The 18,911-nt window shown below is 32.5% G+C and carries 14 protein-coding genes and 1 pseudogene; 5 read left to right on the plus strand and 10 right to left on the minus strand.

What is annotated here, in order from left to right; genetic code table 11:
* Positions 1 to 30 precede the first annotated feature (30 nt).
* Genes ACQH1W_RS00765 through rpoD form a run of 3 tightly spaced genes read left to right on the plus strand, consistent with a single transcriptional unit; the run spans position 31 to position 4,366 of the window.
* Positions 31 to 651 carry a diacylglycerol/polyprenol kinase family protein gene (locus tag ACQH1W_RS00765; RefSeq protein ID WP_425361066.1) on the plus strand — a complete coding sequence of 207 codons (621 nt, stop codon included), beginning with the start codon at positions 31 to 33 and terminating at the stop codon, positions 649 to 651.
* Complete coding sequence (gene dnaG / locus ACQH1W_RS00770) at positions 648 to 2,420, plus strand: DNA primase (protein WP_425361067.1); 1,773 nt, start codon at positions 648 to 650, stop codon at positions 2,418 to 2,420. The genes ACQH1W_RS00765 and dnaG overlap by 4 nt, the downstream gene beginning before the upstream one ends.
* A gap of 17 nt (positions 2,421 to 2,437) precedes the next feature.
* Positions 2,438 to 4,366, plus strand: a complete 1,929-nt coding sequence (gene rpoD, locus ACQH1W_RS00775) for an RNA polymerase sigma factor RpoD (RefSeq protein ID WP_341762520.1) — start codon at positions 2,438 to 2,440, stop codon at positions 4,364 to 4,366.
* A 19-nt stretch (positions 4,367 to 4,385) separates the two neighbouring features.
* On the opposite strand, the gene recO is transcribed toward rpoD, so the two are convergent.
* The 6 genes and pseudogenes from recO to lepA all read right to left on the minus strand — a co-directional run bounded on the left by recO (position 4,386) and on the right by lepA (position 10,220).
* Positions 4,386 to 5,111 (minus strand): DNA repair protein RecO, encoded by a 726-nt coding sequence (gene recO / locus ACQH1W_RS00780; RefSeq protein ID WP_375332501.1) that lies wholly within the window; start codon positions 5,109 to 5,111, stop codon positions 4,386 to 4,388.
* Positions 5,108 to 6,007, minus strand: a complete 900-nt coding sequence (gene era / locus ACQH1W_RS00785; RefSeq protein WP_425361068.1) for a GTPase Era — start codon at positions 6,005 to 6,007, stop codon at positions 5,108 to 5,110. Before era ends, recO begins: the two co-directional genes overlap by 4 nt.
* A gap of 10 nt (positions 6,008 to 6,017) precedes the next feature.
* The gene (rnc, locus tag ACQH1W_RS00790; RefSeq protein ID WP_375332499.1) at positions 6,018 to 6,728 is read right to left on the minus strand and encodes a ribonuclease III; all 711 of its coding nucleotides are present in this window, start codon (positions 6,726 to 6,728) and stop codon (positions 6,018 to 6,020) included.
* Between the two features lies 1 nt (position 6,729).
* Positions 6,730 to 7,518, minus strand: a complete 789-nt coding sequence (gene lepB, locus ACQH1W_RS00795) for a signal peptidase I (RefSeq protein ID WP_375332498.1) — start codon at positions 7,516 to 7,518, stop codon at positions 6,730 to 6,732.
* A 204-nt stretch (positions 7,519 to 7,722) separates the two neighbouring features.
* Positions 7,723 to 8,177 (minus strand): annotated as a pseudogene (locus ACQH1W_RS00800) (IS110 family transposase); the annotation flags it as partial.
* Positions 8,178 to 8,417: 240 nt separating this feature from the next.
* Positions 8,418 to 10,220: a translation elongation factor 4 gene (gene lepA, locus ACQH1W_RS00805; protein WP_341761419.1), complete on the minus strand. Its 1,803-nt coding sequence runs from the start codon at positions 10,218 to 10,220 to the stop codon at positions 8,418 to 8,420.
* A gap of 83 nt (positions 10,221 to 10,303) precedes the next feature.
* Between lepA and prfB the strand changes: the two genes are divergently transcribed.
* Positions 10,304 to 11,414, plus strand: a protein-coding gene (gene prfB, locus ACQH1W_RS00810; RefSeq protein WP_341762514.1) for a peptide chain release factor 2 whose coding sequence is annotated in 2 segments (ribosomal slippage) — positions 10,304 to 10,372 and positions 10,374 to 11,414 — 1,110 coding nt in all. Because the reading frame shifts where the segments join, the coding sequence is not laid out codon by codon here.
* Positions 11,415 to 11,602: 188 nt separating this feature from the next.
* Here prfB and ACQH1W_RS00815 read toward each other — a convergent pair.
* The 4 genes from ACQH1W_RS00815 to ACQH1W_RS00830 all read right to left on the minus strand — a co-directional run bounded on the left by ACQH1W_RS00815 (position 11,603) and on the right by ACQH1W_RS00830 (position 16,378).
* On the minus strand, positions 11,603 to 12,493 hold the full coding sequence (locus ACQH1W_RS00815; RefSeq protein ID WP_375332497.1) for a HEPN domain-containing protein: 891 nt from the start codon (positions 12,491 to 12,493) through the stop codon (positions 11,603 to 11,605).
* 126 nt (positions 12,494 to 12,619) lie between these two features.
* Entirely contained in the window at positions 12,620 to 13,147 is a 528-nt protein-coding gene (locus tag ACQH1W_RS00820; protein WP_375332496.1) for a histidine phosphatase family protein, read from the minus strand.
* Positions 13,144 to 15,117 (minus strand): heme lyase CcmF/NrfE family subunit, encoded by a 1,974-nt coding sequence (locus ACQH1W_RS00825; RefSeq protein WP_425361069.1) that lies wholly within the window; start codon positions 15,115 to 15,117, stop codon positions 13,144 to 13,146. Before ACQH1W_RS00825 ends, ACQH1W_RS00820 begins: the two co-directional genes overlap by 4 nt.
* Positions 15,107 to 16,378: an HlyC/CorC family transporter gene (locus ACQH1W_RS00830; protein ID WP_375332495.1), complete on the minus strand. Its 1,272-nt coding sequence runs from the start codon at positions 16,376 to 16,378 to the stop codon at positions 15,107 to 15,109. The genes ACQH1W_RS00825 and ACQH1W_RS00830 overlap by 11 nt, the downstream gene beginning before the upstream one ends.
* Positions 16,379 to 16,780: 402 nt before the next feature.
* Here ACQH1W_RS00830 and ACQH1W_RS00835 point away from each other — a divergent pair, with 402 nt between their 5' ends.
* The gene (locus ACQH1W_RS00835) at positions 16,781 to 18,598 is read left to right on the plus strand and encodes an AAA family ATPase (RefSeq protein ID WP_425361070.1); all 1,818 of its coding nucleotides are present in this window, start codon (positions 16,781 to 16,783) and stop codon (positions 18,596 to 18,598) included.
* Positions 18,599 to 18,911 lie beyond the last annotated feature (313 nt).

The raw sequence follows: 18,911 nt of genomic DNA on the forward strand, positions 1-18,911 counted from the left end.
AACTTTGTCAAATAGGCCTTTTAGGTTATTATGCAAACTAAACTCTTTAATTTTGAAATACAACGTAAAACTTTCCATTTATACAGCTTGATTATACCACTTTTTTATTTATTTTCATCTAAATTAGTTGTTACTACGCTATTATTTCTACTTATAATATGTGTATTATATATAGATATTACAAGGCATTATAATTTATATGTTAAGAAATTTACAGATAAATTTCTTGGAAAGTTTATGAGACCTGAAGAACAGAGTGGTTTATTCAGACTAAGTGGTAGCAGTTTTATGGTGGTTGGGTTTTTCTTAACTGCTCTTTTATTTTCAAAAGGTTTAGCGATTTCATCTTGGCTTATATTGATAATAGCTGATTGTCTTGCTGCGTTAGTGGGTACAAAAATAGGTGCGCCTCTAAAAAATGGCAAATCATTGGAAGGTTCCATTGCCTTTCTAATTTCTGCAATTTTTATTAGCATATTAGTGTATTTTTTCATCGGCTATCACACTAGTTTTACTGTTATCATAATTAGTTCTATAGTTGCTACTATTAGTGAATTCTACTCAAAAGAGGTATCAATAAACGATAATTTATTAATACCTCTTAGCTACTGTTTCTCTACAATCATATTCACCTTTATTTTAAGTTTATGAGAATTCCATTAGAATTTTATGAACTTCTTAGAACTCGGATTAATTTATCAGATATTGTTAGACAAAAAGTAGTCTTAACTAAGAAATCTGTAAATTACTTGGGACTATGTCCTTTCCATGTTGAAAAATCTCCATCATTCACTGTAAACGATGCCAAGAAGTTTTATTATTGCTTTGGCTGTGCTGTTCACGGGGATGTTATAAAGTTTGTTTCCAACTTTAGCGGTTTATCTTATAAGGAAGCAGCCATTAAACTTGCTAATGATTATGGCATTGAATTGCCTAAATTAACAGCAGCACAACAGAAACTCTATGAAGAATCGGATGAACTATTTGATATCTTAGAGATGGCTGAAAGATTTTTTACATCACAATTGTCACAAGAAGTATGTAGCTACTTACATGACCGCGGTATTAGTAAAGAAGCAATTAAGGAATTCTCCATCGGTTTTGCTCCTCCAGCTAAAGCATTACAGAAATTTTTTGAAAAAAAATCAATATCTTTGAAAAAACTTCAAAAAGCAGGCTTAGTGGGCAAGCGAGATGATGGTACAATATATGAGATATTTTATAATCGGATAATCTTTCCGATTAAGAATGTTTATAATAAAGTAGTTGGTTTTGGGGGGCGAGTGCTTGGTGAGGGGTTACCTAAATATTTAAATTCTCCGGAAACCATATTATTTCAAAAAAATGAAACATTATATGGGGAGAATAATGCGATTAGTGTTGCCTATAAGAAAAATCATTCAATCTTAGTTGAAGGGTACTTGGATGTTATTGCCTTACACCAAGCTGGTTTTAAAGAAGCAATGGCAAGTCTTGGTACTTCGGTTACAGAGAATCACCTACAAAAATTATGGCGTGCCGGAGATGAAATAGTACTCTGTTTAGATGGGGATATAGCAGGAATAAAAGCCACCCATCGGGTAATTAATCTAGTACTACCTCTGATAAATGGCAATAAGAAAATTTCCTTTGTGGTGTTACCTAGCGGAAGTGACCCTGATGATATTATAAATAAAGATGGTGTAGGAAGTTTTACACAAATTTTTGATAAAAGAATTAATCTATCTGAAATGATTTGGCGTTCTGAATATGAAGGTAAGATTTTCTCAACTCCAGAAGACAAAGCTATTTTGGAAAAAAATCTTGGAGATTATTGTAAACAAATAAAGGATAAACTACTTAGCAATAATTATTATCGATATTTTAAAGATCAGATATGGCAAAATTTAATTAAACGGCAAAATAAAGTAACTATAACAAGTTCAAATATTACATCTACCACTCCTAACTATTCAGAAATCGAAATATTAGAACAAACTTTTTGTATAATATTGGTTAAATTTCCTGAAATGACCAAAAAGCAAGAAATAAAGGATTTCTTATTAACGTTAAATTTCCAAAATAAAATGCTTGAAGCTTTTCGTGATTGGTATTTTGCAGAAATTATTAGCAACGATATATTAGATCAGGAAAATATTATTGGTTTGGCAGAAAAAACTGGATTTTATGACACTTTTTCAGTATTGTCAAAATCCAATAATCTATTTCTAGATTTGTCATTTAATAAGGATGATATCGATTCTGACTTACTTTGGCAATGGTTGCATAAAAAACATCACCTAGTGCTATTAAAACAAGAATATACCTCAATTATTCAAAATGGCTCAGATGAAGAGCTAAAAAAAGCTATATTATATCGAGAAGAAATTTTGAAAATCTCTAAAGAGATTTATAATCTAAACGAATCTTTTACTAATTGACCCAAGGTTTATAAATTATGACAGAAGCAAAAGAGAAAATAGATGTGAAAGGTACTGCAGTTGGTACTGCAGTTGATAACCTAGTTAAAACAGCTAAAGAAAAAGGCACTGCAGTCACTTATTATGATCTAAATAAAGTCATTCCAATGACTAATAATATATCAGTAAACGATTTAGAAAAGGTAATATCAAAGTTTTCTGAGGCTGGAGTTGATATTATAGAAGGTGATGATGACGAGATCAAACTTGATATTAATGTAGATGATGAATTTAAACTATCTAATAATGTTGATCGTGAGCCTGAAGACGAAAGTGAAGAAGAAAATTTAGGTACGACCGATGATCCAGTAAGATTATATTTACGAGATATGGGAGGAGTTGGACTTTTTTCTCGTGAGACTGAAATAGAAGTAGCCCAAGATATTGAAGAAGGCAAAGAGATAATGGTTAAGTCACTTTGTGAAAATCCAATATCGATGAAATTCTTTATAAAATGGCATGAAGATTTAGTTAATGAAAAAATACTACTCCGAGATTTGATTGATCTAGAAGCTAATATGCTCAACGGGGATGATAGTAATTCTGAAGAGAATCAAAATAATTATATAGAATCAGATCATGAAGAACATGAAGAAGCTAGTAATTTATCAATAGCTACTATTGAGTTACAGTTATTACCTAGTGTTATCAAGCGTATGGAAAAAGTTTCTAAACTTTCTGAAGAGTTGTTAATTGAGGCAAAAAAACATTACACACGTTATCCTCAGCCTAAAGGATTGCATGATAACAAAAAATATACCAAGAATCTACAATTACTAATTATTGAAATTTCTAGTATCCATTTTCACTCTAAAAGGACAGAAGAAATTCTAAATAAAATATATAGTCTAAATAGAGAATTAGTAACTAAAGAAGGGAGCTTCCTTAAATTAGCTGAGAAATATGGCATAAGTCGTCAGAACTTCCTAAATGAATATATGGGAGCAGTAATTGATGAAAGCTGGAAAAGGCAAATGCAAAAAAATAGGCAATCTAATTGGAAAAATTTCCTTGCTAAAGAATCTGATGCTATTGATCAAATGATTAGTGAATTAAAAACCATGGAAATGACTATTGGTTTGCCAATTATTGAATTTAAAAAGTTAGTGCATACAATACAAAAGGGTGAAAGACAAGTCCTTAGGGCAAAAAAAGCTATGATAGAGGCTAATCTGCGTCTAGTTATCTCAATTGCTAAAAAATATGCAAATCGTGGATTACAGTTTTTAGATTTAATTCAGGAAGGAAATATTGGGTTAATGAAGGCTGTTGATAAATTTGACTATCGTAGGGGATATAAATTTTCCACTTATGCTACTTGGTGGATTAGGCAAGCTATTACTAGAGCTATAGCTGATCAAGCTAGAACCATACGTATTCCCGTGCATATGATTGAAACGATCAATAAAATTATTCGTACCTCTAGGCAGATGCTTAACGAGCTAGGTTATGAACCGACTCCGGCAGAAATTGCCGCTCGCCTTTCTATGCCAGTTGATAAAGTACGAAAAGTAATGAAAATAGCTAAAGAGCCAATTAGCTTAGAAAATCCAATAGGCGATGATGATGGTAGTTATCTTGGAGACTTTATTGAAGACAAAAATGCTGTATTACCGCTTGACGCAGCAATTCAATCGAATTTACGAGAGGTCACAACTAGAGTTTTAGCAACTCTTACTCCTCGTGAAGAAAGAGTTCTAAGAATGAGATTTGGTATAGGAATGAGTACTGATCATACACTAGAAGAAGTTGGACAACAATTCAACGTTACTAGGGAACGTATTAGGCAAATAGAGTCCAAAGCACTACGCAAATTGAAGCATCCGACTAGATCTAAAAAACTTAGTAGTTTCCGGGGGGGATCTAGAAAGCAAAACAATTCTTCAGATTCTGCTTTTGGAGGATGATTTTCTATAAGTTTTATTTTTACAATGTGAGTGTTGCGAATCGAATAATATATTCTATGAAATTCTCTCGTGCATGTAGTTGTTGTTGGTTGTGAAAGAAATACCGGTGAAAAAAATATGTAGTTAAATTAAAAGCTTGTTTTTTATCATTATTAGTAATTTGGCTATTAGTGGAGGTTAGGAATTGTGGTAAGATTAGAAGCCTGTCTTGATATGGTAACCCCTCTGATAAGCATACAGCTCTTCCAGATTTTGGCGAGACGTAACCTAGATTCTCCCTACTACCTGTTACCGCACATTTGTGCAGATCAAGACCATAGCCTGATTCTTGAAGTATGGCTAATTCAAATTTAATATATTCCTCAAAAATAAAACTATTTGCTAGACTACTTAAATATTTTACAAAAATTGGGAAAAATTTATTGTGTTTTTCTCTTTCATGAAATGCCATCTTAATAAGGCTAATAATTGAATTAAAAGCGTAGAGCTTAATTTTATTAGTTATTAAAAGACCAGCGTAAGATTTTATTAATTCGCATTTAGCCATTCCTAGATGCTCGTGTAATCTAGCTTGCCAAAAAAAATCAACAATATTACCTTGTTGATTTACAGAGCCAAATTTTTTAGATGTTTCTCGTATTACACCGGAATATAAGCCATGATTCTCAGTAAAAACTGTAATAATAGCCGTATTTTCTTTTAGTGGTTTTTTGGCAATTATTATACCTATATCTTTAAAATTCATATTTGAGCCTGTTGCAATCTCATATGGCTATATGAGTGTGGATCATTTTCCCAAAGCTCAAGTACTTTCACAAAAAGGAAAAGGTGAATTTTACAATCAAAAGCTAGCTGCATCTCTATTCTTGCCTTAGATCCTATTTCTTTAATTTTACAACCATTTTTTCCTAAGATAATAGTCTTATAAGAATTCTTTGAAACCACTATTACCTGATGAATTTTGATAGAGTTATCATTATTCTCCTGCCACATTTCAGTTTGAACAGTTAAATTATAAGGTAATTCTTGGTGGAGATTCAAGAATAATTGTTCCCTAGTTATCTCAGCTGCTAAAAATCGCATAGGTAGGTTAGTAACATCATCTTCTTCGTATAGCCAAGGCGACAACTCTGCTTGGCTTTGTATGTAATTTAGTAGATTATTGATATTTTCTCCGTTTAAAACGGATATTTTAAATATATTAGCATCTATGAACTGAGACCTTATAATATTTTCTATTTCTTCTAGGTATTTAGAAGGAATATCGATTTTATTTAACAAAAACATTAAATTTATTTTAAGATTTTGTAATTTTTTCAATATTTGTAAAGTAAATTGGTCTATAGGTTTCGTACTGTCTATTATCAATAAAACTAAATCTACACCATGTAAACTTGACCATGCACACCGTACCATTGCTTTTTCCAGCTGTTTCTTTGGCTCAAATATACCTGGAGTATCTAGTATTATCAGCTGCGTATCTTTTATAGTAACTATTCCAGTTATAATGGAGCGAGTCGTTTGAACTTTATTCGTTACTATGGAGATTTTTTGTCCAATAAGTTTGTTTAATAATGATGATTTACCAGCATTTGGTTTACCGATTATACATAGAGAAATTGTCTTTTGAGATATTCCCACGGATTAAACCTTACAACTTGTTGAGGTAGTTCATTAATTTACGAGCCGCAACTTTTTCTGCTTCTTTAACTGAATGACCAGTACCAGTTTGTTGGTAGGCTTCCATTTTTACTAATACAGTGAAGATAGATGCGTGTGGAGATCCTTCTCTTTTTATCACTTCATACACGGGTCTTTCAATTCCCTTTCTTTGTGCTAATTCCTGAAGAGTAGTTTTAGGGTCATAATCAGTTAAATCAGTAATAGATATAAACTCATACCACAAATCATATACTATTTTTTGGGTCGTATCAATATTACTATCAAGATAAATGGCAGCAATTAATGCTTCCATAGTATTCTCAATATTATTAGGGTTTTGTCTTCCCCCTAATACTGCTTCGCCATGGGTCATAATAATATAGTCTGACAAATTGATTTTTGCAGCTACTTTGCAAAGTGATTCTTTACAGACTAGATATGCTCTAATTTTTGCTAATTTCCCCTCATCATAAGTAGAGAAATTTTTAAATAAAATTTCAGTAATGATAAAATTAATTATTGCATCACCAAGTAATTCTAAACGTTCATAGTTTTTTTGAATTCCATGCTTTAGGGTATGTTGCTTAAGGGAAGGATGACTTAACGCTTCAAGTAAAAGATCTTTATTATTAAAATTATATCCTATATCTTGTTCAAGCTTTTCCGGAGCAGAAAGAGCTGATTCTTTACTTGTTATCATTTTATATTTTATCTGTATAAAGGGATGTAAATATTCTGTTAAATCTAATAGATGTCAGCCAAGTACCAACACGGAGTATTTGATTAATTATCCCAATATCACTTTGCCATAATTCTTCTTTTGTAGAAAAAATAATAAATTGTCCTTTGGCTATAAAATTTTTAAACGGTACAAATCCTAAATCTATCCTACTATCATTCGATTCATCTCTGTTATCTCCAAGAAAGAAATACTTACCTTCTGGTACATAAAAGCTTTCCGTATTACCATATTTATTTATTAATGAATGATTATTTTGTTTTAATTTATAAGAAAAATAACTTACACCATTAGGTAATATTTCCTTATATTTTATATAATTTTTTCCTTCTTCACTTATATATGTACCAATTTCAGTGCGTTCTATGGCTTTATCATTTATATACACTACATCATTGATTAATTGTACTTTATCTCCAGGTAGACCAATTAGTCTTTTTATAAATCGAATATCCATATTATTTGGTGGGCGAAAAACTATTATATCTCCTCTTTGTGGCTGTGACGCCCATATTCTCCCATTCAAAATATTGGGACTAAAAGGAAAAGAATAATTACTATATCCATAAGAATATTTTGTTGAAAAAATATAATCATTCTCTAGCACTGTTGCTTTCATTGAACCTGTTGGCACAAAAAAAAGTTCCATGACAAAAAATCTTATCATCAGTGCCAAAAATATTGTAAAGATAAAAGAAGTATATTCTTTAATTTGTGTTTTTTTGTTGGTAACCGCAGCTGTTGTTTGCATAATTATTATTTAATAACGAACTAAATTCAGCCTACAATACCTTATTACTATGTTTAAATCCAGCTATTATTTTTAATCTCTTTTCTCTCTCTTTTATTCTTTTATCATTATCCAAAAATTCCTCTTTCAGTTCACTAAATATTTGGTAACCTAGCTGACTTAAATTTCCTTCATCTAAAATCTCAGTTAATTTTATCACAACCTTATTGATCCCTTGAGGAATAATAAAACCAAATTCATGTAATAATCCTCTAATTTCATTCGCAAGTGCCGTACGGCTTTTTACCAATCTCTCTCTTACCAGATGAATTGACAAAATATCTTGTTGTTCTATAGTTTTAATTGGTACAAACCTCATATTAGGTCTTGTCACATATAGCTTCAGCATCAGCTTGATCGTTTTTATTAGTTTTAACATACGGTTTGACAAATTGTGGAGTCATTAGTTTTACTATATGTCCCAATTTAGTTATTTCTCTTGCCCAGTAACTAGCTCCACTGCAAGCTTCCATTCCTACCAAACATTTTGGCGTATTAGCCATAAATGTTAAAACCTGATCTCTCATCAATTTTTTCTTTAATACCGTCTTACCATTTTTATCTACACCATGAATTTGAAAAATTCTTTTTGCAATATCTATACCAATTGTGGTAACTATCCATCTTAGCCTCCTGTTTGTTGTTTTAATATATTGAATATTAACTCTAGAAGATTAGTCACTGCTTTTCATTCTGTATATCAGGAGGTCCATACCATTACCTTACGCATGGCATTTAAAAGTCATAGGGAAAATAGCCTAGAGTCTATTAGCGAGAAGCCACTTTGGGCACAACTGTTGAAAGTTTACAAATACTTATACCACAGCGTCTATTAGCGAGCGTAAGCGAAGTAATCTAAATCACTCATCTCCTATTTTAAGAGCAGCTATAAAAGCAGATTGAGGTATCTCAACATTACCAATATTACGCATACGTTTTTTGCCAGCTTTTTGTTTTTCCAGTAATTTACGCTTACGAGTTATATCACCGCCGTAGCATTTAGATAAGACATCTTTACGCATTGCTTTGACAGTTTCTCTAGCAATTATTCTACTACCAATAGCAGCTTGAATAGCAATTTGAAATAATTGCCTTGGGATTAGATCACTGAGGCGTTTACACAATTCTCGACCTCGATATTCTGACCTTGAACGATGTACTATAGTAGATAAAGCATCAACTGGCTCGCTATTAACTAAAATAGATAATTTTACCAAATCGCTCTCCTGATAAACATCTATTTCCCAATCAAAGCTAGCATAGCCTTTTGTATAACTTTTTAACTTATCATAAAAATCAAATACTATCTCATTTAACGGTAATCGATAAATTACCATAGCCCTACCGGCTACATAAGTTAATTCAATTTGCACCCCTCTTTTATCGGTACATAAAGATAACACATTACCTAAAAACTCATCTGGTACTAATATTGTTGCCTTAACCCAAGGCTCTAACATTGAGTCGATATTTTGCACAGGTGGCAAATCAGCTGGGTTATGTATTTCTAATTGATTTCCACCACGCATATTAATCTTATAAATCACACTAGGAGCGGTGGTTATCATATCAAGGTCAAATTCGCGTTCCAATCTTTCTTGTACTATTTCAAGATGTAGTAACCCTAAAAACCCACAGCGAAAGCCAAAACCTAAGGCTGTTGAACTCTCTACTTCAAATTCAAAGCTAGCATCGTTAAGTTTTAATTTAGCTAAAGAATCTTTTAAATGCTCAAATTGTGAAGCATCTGAAGGGTATAAACCACAAAACACTACCGGTAAATGCGGCTTAAAACCAGGCAGAGATTCCTGACAAGGTCTTTTCTCGTCAGTTATTGTGTCCCCAACCTTACAATCAGCAACTTGTTTTATTGAAGCAGTAAAGAAGCCTATTTCTCCTGGGTATAAAATATCTGATATATGTTTTCTAGGAGTAAAATACCCAACATTTTCAACATTATAAGTAGAATTGGTAGCCATCATTTTAATACGCATATTCTTGCGTAAAACTCCATCGATAACTCTAACTAAAATTACTACCCCTAGGTAAGAATCGTACCAGCTATCAACCAATAATGCCTTTAGAATATCTGTTTGATTAGTTTTTGGACATGGCAGCCTATTAACAATTGCTTCAAGTATCTCCTCTATTCCTATACCACTTTTTGCAGAAATCAACAATGCATCGCCTGCATCTATGCCAATTACGTCCTCTATCTGTTGCTTAACTTTATCAGGATCAGCAGCTGGTAGATCAATTTTATTTAGAACTGGAATAATTTCATGATTATTATCGATCGCTTGATAAACATTTGCTAGAGTTTGTGCTTCAACACCTTGGCTACTATCCACTACTAACAAAGAACCTTCACAAGCAGCTAACGATCTACTCACCTCATAAGAGAAATCCACATGACCAGGAGTATCCATTAGGTTTAGATAGTATGTATTACCATCTTTTGCTTTGTAAGTTAATCTAACAGTCTGTGCTTTGATAGTGATACCACGTTCTTTTTCTATGTCCATTGAGTCAAGTACTTGATGACTCATCTCCCGAGCTGCCAGCCCCCCACAATATTCAATTAATCTATCTGCTAGAGTAGACTTACCATGATCAATATGAGCGATGATTGAGAAATTTCTGATAAAGTTTTGATTATTCATGGTATATTTGGTATAATGTTAAAATTAGAAAGAAGTTTTATCTTTATATAATAAAATTCCATTTTATAGTAGGAAAATTAACAATGCGTGCTGAAATTGAACATTATGTAAAAAAAATCGAACAGTCTTTAGAACTGCTCAGGAGGTCGCTTTGATTTCGATAATGCAAGCAAAAGGCTTTTAGAGCTAGAAAATATATCAGAAGATCCGGATCTATGGAATAATCAAGAGAAGGCCTCGAGTATTCTAAAAGAAAAAAGACTTCTAGAGATCAAGCTTAACTCGTTTAAACAACTTCAGTCTAATTTTACGGAATGTTTAGAACTTGAGGATTTGGCATTTACTGAAAATGATCAACAAGTTTTGCAGCAAGTTCAAGAAGATTTAGGGAAACTATCTATTATTACCGGAAAATTTGAGACTGAATGTTTATTTTCTGGAGAATTTGACAGTAATAATTGCTTTCTAGAAATCAACGCCGGAGCTGGAGGAACAGAAAGCCACGACTGGGCATCAATTATGATGCGTATGTATTTACGCTTCGCAGAAAGGCTGGGTTTTAAAAGCGAAATTATTCATCTTATTAATGGCGAAGAAGCTGGAATAAAATCATGTACTATCAAAATTAATGGCTACCAAGCATATGGTTGGTTTAGAACGGAATCTGGTGTGCATAGGCTAGTTAGGATATCACCTTTTAATGCCGCAGGTAAAAGGATGACTAGTTTTGCTAGCAGTTGGGTATATCCAGAAATTGATGATGATATTTCCATTATAATAGATGAAAAAGATCTTAGAATTGATACTTATAGGTCTTCCGGGGCTGGGGGGCAACATGTAAACACTACCGATTCTGCAGTAAGGATTACCCACTTACCGACTAATATCGTAACCCAGTGCCAAAATGATAGATCGCAGCATAAAAATAAAGCACAAGCTATGAAAATGCTTAAAGCAAGGCTTTATGAGTCAGAGTTAAAAAAACGTACCGATGATATTAATGAACAAAATGCATCCAAGACTGAAAATGGTTGGGGACATCAAATAAGATCTTATGTATTACAGCCTTATCAGATGGTTAAGGATTTACGTACCAACCATGAAACTTCTGATACTAAGGGGATACTTGACGGAGATTTAGAGAAATTCGTTTCAGCCAGCCTATCAATGAGTGTTGGTAATATTAGTCATTAGACTATACTAGTTATATAGTTAGTTTTTTACATAAATTATCTATACTCTTCTGTTTTGAAGAATTGGATTTGAAAATGAATGATGAGCATGCTAACATTATATTTTCAAAAAACAATTCTTCAAAGCAGAAGAGTATATATTCCTAATTTGATAAAGTTTTTATTGAAAAAATACCTCAGGAAAAATAATCACATTAAGTCTTCTTTATTAATCCTTTCTAGACATATCTTTTCAGTCACTATCTTTAATTCCTCTACCCGGTTAATAAGGTAAAGTAATTGTTCTTTACTAATTGTATAATCTTGATCATATCTTGCATCAACATAAGCATTTCGCAGTAACGTAAAGCACTCTTCTTGCTCAGGAGTCTCATGTGGAAATATCTTATAGAGATCGTAATGATGACTTCTAGCCCTATCGCCAAGTCCTAGTATATCATGTGACTTGGTCTTGTAACCAGTAAAAACTAACAGGATAGCATTATAAAAGCTCTCGGTAGCTTGATGGAGTTCAAAAGCACACTTATTAAAATTATTTCTTTGTAAGATATTATGGACGTCAATTATGCATTCTATACCTTTCCTAAACCAATATTTAAAATCTTTCTCAGCTATTGGCCTGCGTTCCTGCCATGATAGTTCCTTAGCTTCAGACAGTATAAATTCACCACTATCATATAAAAGAATTCCCTCTTTCTTGATATCACTAAAGAAATATTGCCCTTTTTCCAGTTGCCTATTTACCAACCTAATAGGTTCAAGTATCAGAGTAATTGGTGGTTTTTCATCTAATGAGAATTTTTTACTTAGCCTGTTCTCTATCTTATGTTGTAGGTTGATAGCTGGATAGCCAGCATATTCTCCGTTCTTTAAAATCAACAAAAGATCAAAATCACTTTGATACTTATAATAACTAATATCCCCTACCTTCTCTATATCCTCTACCCAATCTCCTCTAGCATAAGAGCCAAATAAGATAATCATTGCTATTTTTGATTTGCCTACATATAAGATTTCTTTAATAATATTATCTAGCTTTTCTTTAATCACTAGTGAGCGGTCAGGTAAGGTAGTTTTCATAAAAATGCTTTTTTATTCCAAATCAATCATATACTAAATATAGTAAATAGTCAATAATAATTTAACCATGAATTGATTTATTTTCTCAAAGTTGCTATGAAAGTTAGCAACACTTCTTTTATTAACTTAAACCATATTTAACTCATTAATAAAGCAGTGATCTATTTTGATAGTGTTTATCCAAGTTTTTATTACTTGTTTATGAGTTACAACTATTACATATTTATAATTTAAGTACCTTCTTAATACGTTATTTGCTCTATTACTTAATAACTCTTTTGATTCCCATCTTTTACTAATACCAGCTGGATATACCCCATTATTTCTTTCATAATCCTCAATTGTACTTTTTAATTCGTATTGATTTTTTATCATAAAATTTAAATCTGGTTGCCATTCTCTTAAATCAAATTCAACAATAATATCTAGGTTAATATTTTTTGATATAATTGCAGAAGTTTGAAGGGCTCTAGTATAAGGAGAAGATAAAATTATTTCTGCTTTTTTTAATCTATGGTCTTTAGATACTTCGTTAGCTTCTCTTATGCCATTTTCTGTCAAACAAGGTAAATCTCTACTTGCACCTTTTAATTTATACCTCTCGTTTAATGCCCAATCGGTTTCACCATGCCTTATTAAGAAGAAAACTGTCATTTTTTCAATAATCCGATTAAGAATCCTCCAGCCATAAGCATAATAGATATCCAAATAAAACTCATCATTGGTTTGTAATATATTTTTGCGTGAATTACATCATCATCAATTTTACTTAGAACTGCGTAAAGATCATAAGTTAAATAAGAATATATATTACTTTCTTGCGATAGCTGCTTTTCTATTATATATAATCTATTTTCAGGCTTTAATATAGTGATATTATTCTGTTTATCCTGAATCCAAAATTCAGCAATTTGACGATAATAATTTTGAGCTGATGATACTCTAATATCTCTGAGCGTAACTTCAAAATTTCCTGATACTACCTTGTCTCCAACTTTTCCTATAAAATCTACTTCGCTCTGTAATAATGAATTAACAGTAATAGTAAAAACAAGTAATCCAAAACCTAGATGTCCTAAGATCATTGCAATAGCTTTTAGCTTTTTTCTAAAAAAATTACTTTTTGCTAGTATGTAATAACAATTTTGTATTATTAGAAAAAGAGAAAATGTCATGGTACATGCTGAAATAAAACCATACTGAATTTGATACGAGCTAGTAAAAGTTATTACTAAAGAAAAAGCTAGGATAAGTAGACTTCTTGGATAAATCAATCTAGTTGGTGATTCTTGTTCGCTCGAAACTTGCCTTGCTCCGTAACAATCGTCTATGTGTGCTGCGGTGTTTGGCTTCGTTTTTCCTAAAAACCCCGAAAGTTTTTTTGATTTATGCAAGAAGTCTAGTAGGTTTTTTGTTCTTATATTATTTGTTTGAGCAATACCAGCTAGTAAAAGCGTTGGAATAATAAAGATTATAAAATTATTGATAAAAAATCTTTCGCTAATGGTAATAGATTCTTGGTATAATAAAGAATAAACTATGGGGTAAATGGTGGCACATAGTAATACTACTAAGGCTATTAAGAAAAAGCTACTACCCCAAATAATAAGTCTAGGTTTGTCTAATTTTGTCGGAAGAAGGATACCGATATTTTGACCTTTTAGAATGAGTAAAACTAAACTTGATGTAGCGAGGATAGCAAATATTGCTAGCATGTAGATTGCTCGCTTAGGTGATGATGCAAAAGAGTGAATTGAGGTGATTACGCTTGAACGTACCAAAAACGTACCAAATACTACAAGTAAGAAAGTGATGATTGATAAGGTTATAGTCCAATTCTTCATTTGTCCAGATTTTATCGTTACCAAGACTGAATGATGTAGAGCAATAGCAGATAGCCATGGGAACAGGGAAATATTCTCTACTGGATCAAAAAACCAAAACCCTCCCCAGCCAAGTTCTCTATAAGCCCACCATGATCCTAAGGCTATTCCTAAGGTTGAAAATAGCATTCCTAAATTGGTAAATATTTTAATTGCTCTGAGATTAATAAAGTCTAAACTAGACGTAAGTAGGATTACGCAAGCAGATGTGAAAGGTACGACGTAACAGACGTAACCTAAATATAATATAGGTGGATGTATTATTAGTGCAATATCTTGCAGCATAGGGTTTAAACCAAGACCTTGGGCGGGACGGAATGATAGGCTGTCAAATGGGTTAGAGGTAAAATAAATAAAACTACCAAATAATATTTGTATTAGTGCTAGTATAATTATGTGATATACTTGAGTTGGACGGCTATTGAATAGAGCGATGTAAATAAAACCTATAATCTGCAACAAACATAGCCACAGCAGTATAGAACCTTCATGGCTTGCCCAGCTAGCAGCAATTTTAAATCCAAGAGGTTTTAATGTACTAGAATTCAGAAAGACATTCTGCACAGAAAAATCTGATATGATAAATCCATATACTAATAGTAAGAAAGATAATAATGTTGACAGGAAACTAAGGTAGAAAAAAAAAGTAGCAGAACGATATAAATATAAAGAACTAACAACTGTTAGTATGCTGAATAAGATTGCAGATATTTGTAAATAATTGCCAAGACTACTTATCACTTTCAGATTCTTTATTTGGTAGAATAATGACTTTTATGCTATCAAGTCTGTTACCTATTTTTTTGTTAATGGTGATACTTAAATTAAATATCTTGATAGATTCTCCTTGATTGGGAATACGCTCAAGTTTATGGATAATTAAGCCAGCTATGGTATTTGCGTCATCATCAGGTAGACTCCAATTTAATTCTCTATTTACATCTCTTATGGTTACAGATCCATCAATAATAAACTCCACATCAGATTTTTTTACAATTGTGTTAATAGGATAATCATGCTCATCGATAATAGGACCAACAATCTCTTCTAGAATATCTTCTAGAGTAATAATACCTTGTAGATCACCATATTCGTCAACAACACAGGCAAAATGGCTCTTTCTTTCCCTAAAAGCATGAAGTTGATGAGTTACCAAGGCATTGTCAGGTATGAACCAAGGCTGATTTACTAATTCTTTGATATTAATTTTTTTTGCATCGTTATTCTTTTCATAAAGAGCCCGGAGTAGATCTCTCATGTGCAGTACGCCAATTATATTGTCCTGAGTATCCTTCCATAATGGTATTCTTGTATGGGGGCTGGATAATAATGCTCGCTTCACTATCTCCTCTTTAGGCAAATCTACATTAATGGCTACTATGTTACTTCTATGTATCATAATTTCAGATACTGTCATTTTCCTAATATCTAATATACCCCCTAACATGTCACGGTCAGATTTATAAACATTACCTTCTTGATGATAATGTTCAATAACTCCTCTGACTTCTTCTGTTCCCGAGATATTTTGTTGTAGATTAATACGGAAAATAAAACAGAACAGCTTAACTATAACTTCAAAAATAGAATTAATTGGTTTCAAAAGCTTTAGGAAAAATATAATTGCTGGAGAAGTGAATAATGCTAACTGTTCTGCTTTTGCTACAGCAATAGCTTTAGGTATTATTTCGCCGAAAACAATTATCACGAAAGCCATAACTGCTGAAGCTGCGACAGTGCCGCCATCACCTAGCCAGTCGATAAATATACTGGTAGCAATGGTAGTGCAAACAGTATTAAGCAGAGTATTACCAATCAATAATGTGCCAATTACTTTTTCTTTATTCTTTAGAACTTGTAATACAGTGTTACGTTTAGCACCTTTTGCCTTAAATTTTTGTATTTTCCCCGGAGAAGACGCGGTGATGGCTGTTTCAGTAGCTGAAAGCAGTGCGGCACATCCTATCATTAGAACAATAATGATTGTCAAAAAAATAGTCATTGATCCTTGTATAAATTATTAGCGTAAATCTAATTATATTGGCAACTGTGCAATTCCCCTAATACTTTTTTAGTATGCTCTTGCCTCATGGTAATTTAAAAGTCGCAACTGTAAATAACCTAAATCTCGATATAAGAATTAATAATTCTTATATCGAACTGGCTTTGTTATAAGGAAAAATGCACTCTTGAAGCGGCTGACGCGAGTGCATTTTAACTTATTAGGTGTAGAAGAGGCATATATAATTAATTTCGACCAGAATACAAAAGTTAAGGAAGTTAAGGTTTGACTTCAATATTGATAAAAAATAGTATTATTAGCAAAAATTTTACTAATAATCTATTAGTGGATAATAAAACAGGTGTATAATGATATTATAGTTAGTAAAAAATAGTAAAAACAATGACAGAAAAAAAGAGCAAAAATAATATTAATTATCAACTAAGGATGTTTGTTGGTACTGATGATTTTAAGACATTACTATTAAATAGCGATGTATTTGTTGACAAAAGCCTAATGATCAAAGAATTGCTAGAGGATAATAGTGTAGTGACTCTAATTACTCGTCCAAGGCGTTGGGGCAAGAGTATTAATATGGATATGGTCAGATGCTTTCTAGAAATAGAGCTAGATAATAGGGGTAATCCTTTACCGCCAGAAGAGCGAGTAAATTATAAATTATTTGTTGGAGGAGAAGTAGATTTGGGGTTTGACGAAGTAAAAAAATTGCAACCTTTAAAGATAGCGGCTTATGAAAATATAATGAAACGCCAAGGTCAATTTCCCGTAATATTCATCACCTTTAAAAGCGTAGAAGGTTCAAGCTATCATGATATCAAACAGGGGGTAAAGAGCCAGTTACGGAAATTGTTTCAGGCACATAGCTATTTAAGTGATAGTAACAAACTTAAAATAAGTGAGATAGCTGATTTCAACCAATATTTATTTGGCGAGGTAACTCTAGACAATATCAAGAATAGTTTGGCTATTTTAAGCCGATTGCTGTACAAACATTATAATAAAAAGCCTTGGGTGTTAATTGACGAATATGATACGCCCATTAATAGTGCTTACAGATGGTTTGGTACTAATGAGGCAGAATTTCAGAAAGTGTTAGAAATTTTTCGTGGCATCATGAAATCTACCTTTAAAAAGGAAACTGGCGATCAGGAATTACCAGTTGAACGGGGAGTTATTACAGGAATTTTGCGGATTGCCAAAGCTGAGTTATTCTCCGGTTTGAATAATGTTAAAGAATATAGTTTATTAGATAAAAAATTTGCAAGTAGCTATGGATTTACTCAAACAGAAGTAGATGAGTTATTAACTAAAGTACCACTTACTACCAGTCCAGCAGAAATTAAGGATTGGTATAATGGCTATAATTTTGGGGAAGAAGTCATCTATAATCCTTGGTCAATTATGATGTGTTTATCAAGTGAAGGTAAGCTTGATCATTACTGGCTAGATAGTGGAGGAACTGGTTGGATCGACCATATCTTATTGTCAGATGAAATGCAGCAGGATATTCAGCTATTAGCTGCTGGTAAACCTATCATTTCTAGCATTACCAAGCATATCAGTTTCATGGACATTGGTCAGCCGGAAGGGTTGTTTAGTTTATTGTTATTTAGTGGCTATTTAAATCCACATGCTAAGATGCCAGAAAGGGATATTTATGAACTATCTATTCCTAATTATGAAGTAAAATATATTTACGAAAAAAGAGTACTCCAATGGGTTAGCAAACAAATAAACATTGATAGTTCTAGGTACTACTCATTTATTAGCTTGTTAATAGATGGCAGAATAGAGGAGTTTAAACACAAAATGCAGGAGTTGCTGCTTAACGCTACTAGTTTTCATCAAGTGGGAGAGAAAAAGGCCGAATTATTTTATAGCGGCTTTATGCTAGGGATTGTTAACATGTTAGCACCGAGCTATATAATATCAAGTGAGCAAGAATCAGGTGATGGACGCCCTGATGTAATCATGATCCCCAAAGCTGGTAAAGGAGATAAGGCAATTATTATTGAGTATAAGATAGCTAAAAATACAGAAGATTTAACGACTATAGCAGGGTCTGGTCTACAACAAATTATTGATAGGAAATATGATACTAAAATAAAAGAACATCAACATGTTAAACAAATACTAAAAATCTGCATGGCTTTTTATGGTAAAAATATGGATTTACAATATCAAGTAACAAATCTTTAATAATAGAGCGTTAGTGCTTGAATAACTAATAATTTTATGTCTATCGTGGTTCTGAAATTGTCCACTACGCCCCACAACTGTCGAAAGTTCAACAAACGTCATTGCAATGAGCGTTGCCAGCCCTAAACCGTCATTGCGAGCGAACGTATGTGAGTGCGGCAATCCATGAAGCTTGTCATATGGATTGCTTCGTCGACCTACGGTCTCCTCGCAATGACGTTTGTTGAACTTTCAACACTTGTGCCTTCTACCTCAATTCGGGATAAGAATTAGTTAATTCTTATCCCGAATTCGCGTCTTCTAACAAACTGGT

Source organism: Candidatus Tisiphia endosymbiont of Stenodema calcarata (genome assembly GCF_964030695.1).
Classification (GTDB): Bacteria; Pseudomonadota; Alphaproteobacteria; order Rickettsiales; family Rickettsiaceae; genus Tisiphia.